This is a genomic window from Micromonospora phytophila (genome assembly GCF_023656545.1).
Taxonomy (GTDB): domain Bacteria; phylum Actinomycetota; class Actinomycetes; order Mycobacteriales; family Micromonosporaceae; genus Micromonospora; species Micromonospora phytophila.
The window spans coordinates 1-5906 of the sequence record NZ_JAMOKF010000329.1; the positions used below are offsets into that span (position 1 = coordinate 1).

The 5906-nt window shown below is 74.1% G+C and carries 7 protein-coding genes and 1 riboswitch; of the genes, 2 read left to right on the plus strand and 5 right to left on the minus strand.

What is annotated here, in order from left to right:
- Window positions 1–121: 121 nt before the first annotated feature.
- The 5 genes from NCC78_RS26385 to NCC78_RS26405 all read right to left on the minus strand — a co-directional run bounded on the left by NCC78_RS26385 (window position 122) and on the right by NCC78_RS26405 (window position 4159).
- On the minus strand, window positions 122–871 hold the full coding sequence (locus tag NCC78_RS26385; RefSeq protein ID WP_250797844.1) for a sugar isomerase domain-containing protein: 750 nt from the start codon (window positions 869–871) through the stop codon (window positions 122–124).
- Between the two features lie 197 nt (window positions 872–1068).
- Window positions 1069–1899 carry an alpha/beta fold hydrolase gene (locus NCC78_RS26390; protein WP_250797845.1) on the minus strand — a complete coding sequence of 277 codons (831 nt, stop codon included), beginning with the start codon at window positions 1897–1899 and terminating at the stop codon, window positions 1069–1071.
- Window positions 1900–1925: 26 nt separating this feature from the next.
- Window positions 1926–2672: a TIGR03943 family putative permease subunit gene (locus NCC78_RS26395; RefSeq protein WP_250797846.1), complete on the minus strand. Its 747-nt coding sequence runs from the start codon at window positions 2670–2672 to the stop codon at window positions 1926–1928.
- A complete protein-coding gene (locus tag NCC78_RS26400; protein WP_250797851.1) occupies window positions 2669–3622 on the minus strand; it encodes a permease in 954 nt (317 codons plus the stop codon). The genes NCC78_RS26395 and NCC78_RS26400 overlap by 4 nt, the downstream gene beginning before the upstream one ends.
- Before the next feature lie 273 nt (window positions 3623–3895).
- Window positions 3896–4159, minus strand: coding sequence for a hypothetical protein (locus NCC78_RS26405; protein WP_250797847.1), 264 nt, complete (start codon window positions 4157–4159; stop codon window positions 3896–3898).
- A gap of 141 nt (window positions 4160–4300) precedes the next feature.
- Window positions 4301–4406, plus strand: a riboswitch (TPP riboswitch).
- Window positions 4407–4478: 72 nt separating this feature from the next.
- On the opposite strand from NCC78_RS26405, the gene NCC78_RS26410 reads away from it, so the two are divergent.
- Window positions 4479–5069 carry an ECF transporter S component gene (locus tag NCC78_RS26410; RefSeq protein ID WP_250797849.1) on the plus strand — a complete coding sequence of 197 codons (591 nt, stop codon included), beginning with the start codon at window positions 4479–4481 and terminating at the stop codon, window positions 5067–5069.
- 116 nt (window positions 5070–5185) lie between these two features.
- On the plus strand, window positions 5186–5906 hold a 721-nt coding region (locus NCC78_RS26415), incomplete at its 3' end, for an ABC transporter ATP-binding protein (protein ID WP_250797850.1).

The window sequence follows — 5906 nt, forward strand, 5'->3', positions numbered from 1 at the left end:
CGGGCCAGCGGCATCGGGCCAGCGGCGTCGGGCCGGTGGCGTCGGGCCGGTGGCGTCGGGCCGGTGGCGTCGGGCCGGTGGCGTCGGGCCGGTGGCGTCGGGCCGGTGGCGTCGGGCCGCCTCAGGAACCCCGGCGGATCCGGCCGGCGTACCGGGCTTCCAGGGCGTGGTTGTGCTCGTCGCCGCCGGCGATGTTGGCCGACAGGTAGACCGGGGGACGCTCCCCCGCCGCCAGCAGGCGGGCCACCACCTCGACCGTGATCTGCTGGGCCAGCAGGGCCGCGGTGATCGACGAGACCGCGCCGACCGCGCCGCCGCCGGGCAGCGGCAGGGTCGCGTCACCGTACGGGGCGCCGTTGTCGAGCACCACGTCGGCGAGGTCGGCGAGCTTGCGCCCGGACGGGTGACGCGAGGTCATCCGCGCGGAGTGCTGCGCCGAGGTGATCGCGACCAGGCCGTGCCCCTTCTCCTTCACCAGGGACGCGAACTCGACCATCGCACCGTTGACGCCCGAGTTGGAGGCCAGCACGAAGACGTCCCCCGGGCGGACCGGGGCCAGCTCGTAGAGGCGGTGCGCCACCGACGGGTCGCGTTCCAACAGGGGCCCGAGCAGGTCGGTCGGCGCGCCGCCGAGCAGCACCAGGTCACGCAGGGCGATCCGGTTGGTCGGCACCAGCCCGCCGGCCCGGCCGGCGATCTCCATCGCCAGCGCCTCGGAGTGCCCGGTGCCGAAGGCGTGCACCACCCCGTCGGCGCGGACGGCCTCGGCGATCAGGTCCGCCGCCCGCCCCACCGCCGCCCGCTGGCTCGCGGCCACCCGACTGATCGTCGCGGTCACCTCGGCCAGGTAGTCCTCCGCGCTCACCGTCATGCTTCCTCCGTCCATGTCGTCGCTTCGTCCCGTCAGTTGCCGGGGTCGTCCGGCGACCGGCGCCGTCCGGTGACCCGCCCCGCCCGGGCTGCCCAGCGTTGGCGCCGCCGAGATCCGTCCGCGCCGGCCGGGCCGCGCGCCGGGAGCCGGTCGAGGCCAGGCACGGGTGCGGGCTCAGGCCGGGCGCGGGGTGCGGTTCAGGCCAGGCCGCGCACCCGGGCCAGGATCGCCTCGGCCAGCGGGGCGGGCGCCTCGTCGGGAATCCAGTGGCTCACCCGGTGCAGCTCGACGAAGCGGTAGTCCCCGGTGACGTGGTCGGCGCACGCCTTGGCGGCGGTGCGGCCGATCGCGATGTCCCGGTCGCTCCAGACGAAGGTGGTGGGCACCGGCGCCGGCCCGGTGGCCGCCATGTCAGTGCGGTCCATCGCCCGGTACCAGTTCAGCGCGGCGGTCAGCGCGCCCGGCTCGCGCATCGGGTCCGCGTACGCGGCCACCCGCTCGTCGTCGCCGACCCCGGTGAGCATCCGGCGCAACCCGGTCGCGCCCAGCGCCAGCAGCGCCTTCTCCGCCTTGCCCGGTTGCCGGAACAGCAGGATGTACGCCGAGCGCGCCTTCTGCTGCGGGTCGGTGGTCAGCGCGTGCGCCATGGCGGCCGGGTGCGGCACGGAGACCGCGGTCAGGGTGCGGACCCGCTCGGGGTGCCGGGCGGCCAGGTTCCAGCCGACCACCGCGCCCCAGTCGTGCCCCACCACGTGCGCGGCCTCGACACCGAGGGCGTCCAGCACCGCCACCGCGTCGGCCACCAGCTCCGGCATCCGGTACGCCTCGACCGCCTTTGGCCGGGCACCCGGCGAGTAGCCCCGCTGGTCCAGCGCGTACGTGCGCAGGCCGGCGGCGTGCAGCGCCGGGACCACGGCGTCCCACTCCCCGCCGTGCTGCGGGAAGCCGTGCAGCAGGAGCACCGGCGCGCCGTCCTCCGGTCCGCCGGCACGTACGTCGAACGTGAGCCCCCGGGCTTCGATCCGCATGATCGCCAGCCTACCCACGGCGGGCGTCACTCGTACTGGCGCTTGGGGGCGGGCACCTGTCGCCAGGACTCCACGTCGAGGTAGGGGATCTCGGCGTCGTTGACGGGGTCGCGCGCGATCCGGTCGCTGTAGCGGCCGGTCACCTCGACCCAGGTGTCGTCGGCCAGCCCGCCGGGCACGTCGCCGGTCATGCCCAGCTTCACCGGCCGCCCGTCGGCGGCGCAGCAGGAGAGCACCATGCGAGCCAGGATCGGCTGCCCGTTCGGCCCGGCGGTGATGAAGCCGGTGAGCCGGACCCGCCGGTCGCCGATCGACGCGCCCTTGTCGAACAGCGCCCGGGAGGCGTAGTCGAGCACGCTGACCTGCACCGGGTCGCCGTCGGGCAGCGGCGGGTAGTCGGAGGGCCGCTGCTGGCTGGAGAGCGCCGTGCCGGCCTGCCCGGCCGCGTATGAGCCCAGGGCCGGCGGGGCGACCAGCAGCAGGCCCAGCACCGGCAGGATCAGCAGCCAGCCCACCCGCGGCTCGTGGTGGCCGTGCCCGTGGTCGGCGTGGTCGTCGGGGCCGGCCGGGTCCGCGGGCGCCGGCGACGGGGCGGCCGGGCGCAGCTCGTACCAGAGCGTCATGACCGCCGCGACGACCAGCAGCAGGCCGGCGGCGATCAGGAAGGGCCGCAGCCCTTCCTTGACGTAGTTCAGGTAGAGGTCGGTGAGGCTGGCCCGGATTACGGCGCCGCCGAGCAACAGCAGGACGACCGCCTGCGCCTGCCGGTTCACAGCAGCACCGCCCCGGTCGCGACGGCGACCGCCACGGCAACCGCGAAGGTGGCCGGGGCGAACCGGAACGCGAACCGCCGTCCGAAGACGCCGGTCTGCATCGAGATGAGCTTGAGATCCACCATCGGCCCCACCACGAGGAATACCAACCGCGAGGTCAGCGAGAACTGGGACAGCGACGCCGCGACGAAGGCGTCCGCCTCCGAGCAGATCGACAGCAGCACCGCGAGCACGGCCAGCGCCAGCACCGAGAGCACCGGGTTGTCGGCGAGGGTCTGCAACCACCGCTCGGGCACCAGGACGTTGATGCTGGCGGCGGCCATCGCGCCGAGCACCAGGAAGCCGCCGGCGTGCGTCACGTCGTGCCGGACCGCCGCCCAGAACGCCCGCCCGCGTGAGTTGTCGTCCAGCTCCGGCCGGCGCGGCAGCCGGATCCAGTCGGCGCGGCCGAGGCGCAGCCAGAGCCAGCCCATGGTCATCGCGACGATCAGGCTCGCGACGCCCCGGCCGAGGACCATCTCGGGGTTGTTCGGGAAGGCGACCGCGGTGGCGGTGAGCACGATCGGGTTGATCGCCGGGGCGGCGAGCAGGAAGGCCAGCGCGGCGGCCGGGGTGACCCCCCGTCGGATCAGCGACCCGGCGATCGGCACCGAACCGCACTCGCAGCCGGGCAGCACCACGCCGGCGGCGCTGGCCACCGGCACCGCGAGGGCGGGGTGTCGCGGCAGCGCCCGGGCCCAGAACGAGCGGGGCACGAAGACCGCGATCACCGCGGAGAGCAGCACCCCGAAGACCAGGAACGGCACGGCCTGCACCATCACCGAGACGAAGACGGTGGTCCAGGTCTGCAACCGGGGCGCGGACAGCGCGCGGGCCAGCGGCTCACGGAAGACGATCAGCAGGATCAGCAGCCCGGCGAGCACCTCGACCGACCCGACCCGGTCACCCAGCCGGCGCCGTGGTCCGTCGCCGTCGACCGGCGCCGGCCCCTCTTCGCGTACGTCCGGCGTGGCCACGCCGATTGCCCCGGCCGCCGGCTCGCGCCGTTCCGGCTCGCCCGCCGGCACCGGGTGATCAGTCTGCCCACTCACCACAATCGTCCCTCTGCCCGTTCCGACTGGCCGCCTGAGGTTACCCGGAGGAGTGGGTCAGGTCGATGGAACGGCGCGGAAGGCTTGTCCTGTCGTCGCTTCCCGTTGGGGGGAGGGCTGGGCCCGGCACCGTCAGGGTCGTGGCCGCCGCCACCAGGGTGCCCGCCCGTCCGGGAACTCGCGGTCCCAGGTCGCCCGGGCGCGGAGTTGCGCGTAGAGCGCCAGCGACGCGACGACGCCGATCCCCAGCCCGGCGAGGAGGAACCAGAGCACGGTGCCGAGGTCGCCCCGACCCGACGCGGACCCGATCACGATCACGGCGATCGGCAGAACGCCCACCGCGGTCCCCGCGAGGGTCAGCAGGAGGGTGCGCTCCGGGCTTTCGGGAGCGGCCATGGGTGGATCGTCGCACGCGGGGGCAAGGATCGGGGGCTGGCGGACGGCCCGTTCGCCCCGCCGCCCGGAACTCGGGGTGAGCTGCGAAAAGATCACTTTGCCCGATGATCTTCAGAGGTGTTAGCGTCGGCGCGACAACTTCACATCCGACAGGGGAGCGCACAGCGCTGAGAGTGCGGGCATCGCCCGCAGACCCTCGAACCTGATCTGGGTAATGCCAGCGCAGGGAGTTCGGTCGACCTCCAGCCGCGCCGCCGTCCGGCCACCGGACGCGGCGTGCGTCTTCTCCTGGTTCCTTTTCAGGACTGGGAGCATCCACATGAACCGCACCGACACCGACCGCTGGCGCACCATCGACATCGTGGTCGCCTCGGTCATCGCCGTCGCCTTCGGCGTCATCTTCTGGGCCTGGGGCCTGGTCTGGAGCGCCACCGAGACGGCGTTCGCCTTCTTCCCGCCGGCCCAGACCCTGATCTACGGGGTCTGGCTGGTGCCGGCCGTGCTCGGCGGCCTGGTGATCCGCAAGCCGGGTGCCGCGCTCTACTGCGAGACGCTGGCGGCGATCGTCTCCGCCCTGCTGGGCAGCCAGTGGGCGAGCATCGTGATCGTCCAGGGCCTGACCCAGGGCATCGGCGCCGAGCTGGCGTTTGCCGCATTCCGCTACCGCTCGTTCCGGCTGCCGACCGCGCTGCTGGCCGGCGCCATGACCGGCCTGAGCGCCGCGCTGTTCGACTTCTTCTACTGGAACGTCGCGACCGACCTGACCAGCTACCGCATCCCGTACGCGCTGCTCACCATCGTCAGCGCCACGGTCATCGCCGGGGCCGGTTCCTGGTACCTGACCCGCGCCCTGGCGGGCACCGGCGTCCTCGACCGTTTCCCCGCCGGCCGCGAACGCGCCGCCATCTGACCCACCCGCGTCCAGACAAGTTGATCATGAGGTTGGCGGCGATCCCGATCTCGGAAACCGCCGTCAACCTCATGATCGACGGAGCAGGGTGAACCCGGTGCGGAGGGAGGGGCGCGGTGGGGGCGGTGGTGTTGCGGGGGTTCGGGTGGCGGCACGCCGGGCGTCGGGCGTGGGCGGTGCAGGGGGTTGACCTGCGGATCGACCGCGGCGAGCGGGTGTTGCTGCTGGGGGCCTCGGGGGCGGGCAAGAGCACGCTGCTCGCCGCGCTGGCGGGGCTGCTGCCCGAGGACTCGGGCGAGCAGGAGGGCACCGTCGAGATCGACGGGCTGGATCCCCGCAAGGGCCGCGAGCGGGTCGGGATCGTCTTCCAGGACCCGGAGACCCAGCTGGTGATGGCCCGCTGCGGCGACGACGTGGCGTTCGGGCTGGAGAACCGGGGGGTTCCCGCGGAGGAGATCTGGCCCCGGGTGGACGAGGCGCTGCACCGGGTCGGCTTCCCGTACCGGCGGGACCGGCCCACCGCGGCGCTCTCCGGCGGCGAGCAGCAACGGCTCGCCCTCGCCGGGGTGCTCGCCCTGCGGCCCGGGCTGCTGCTGCTCGACGAGCCGACCGCGAACCTCGACCCGGCCGGCGCCGCGCTGATCCGGCAGGCGGTGGCCGGTGCGCTGGACGCCGACACCACGCTGGTCCTGGTCGAACACCGGGTGGCCGAGGCGCTGCCGCTGGTCGACCGGGTGGTGGTGCCGATCGACGACGCCGTCGACCTCATGATCGACGGAGTCGGACAGCCGGGTGGCACGGCGGCCGAGGATCACCACGTACGCCAGGAAGGCGCGC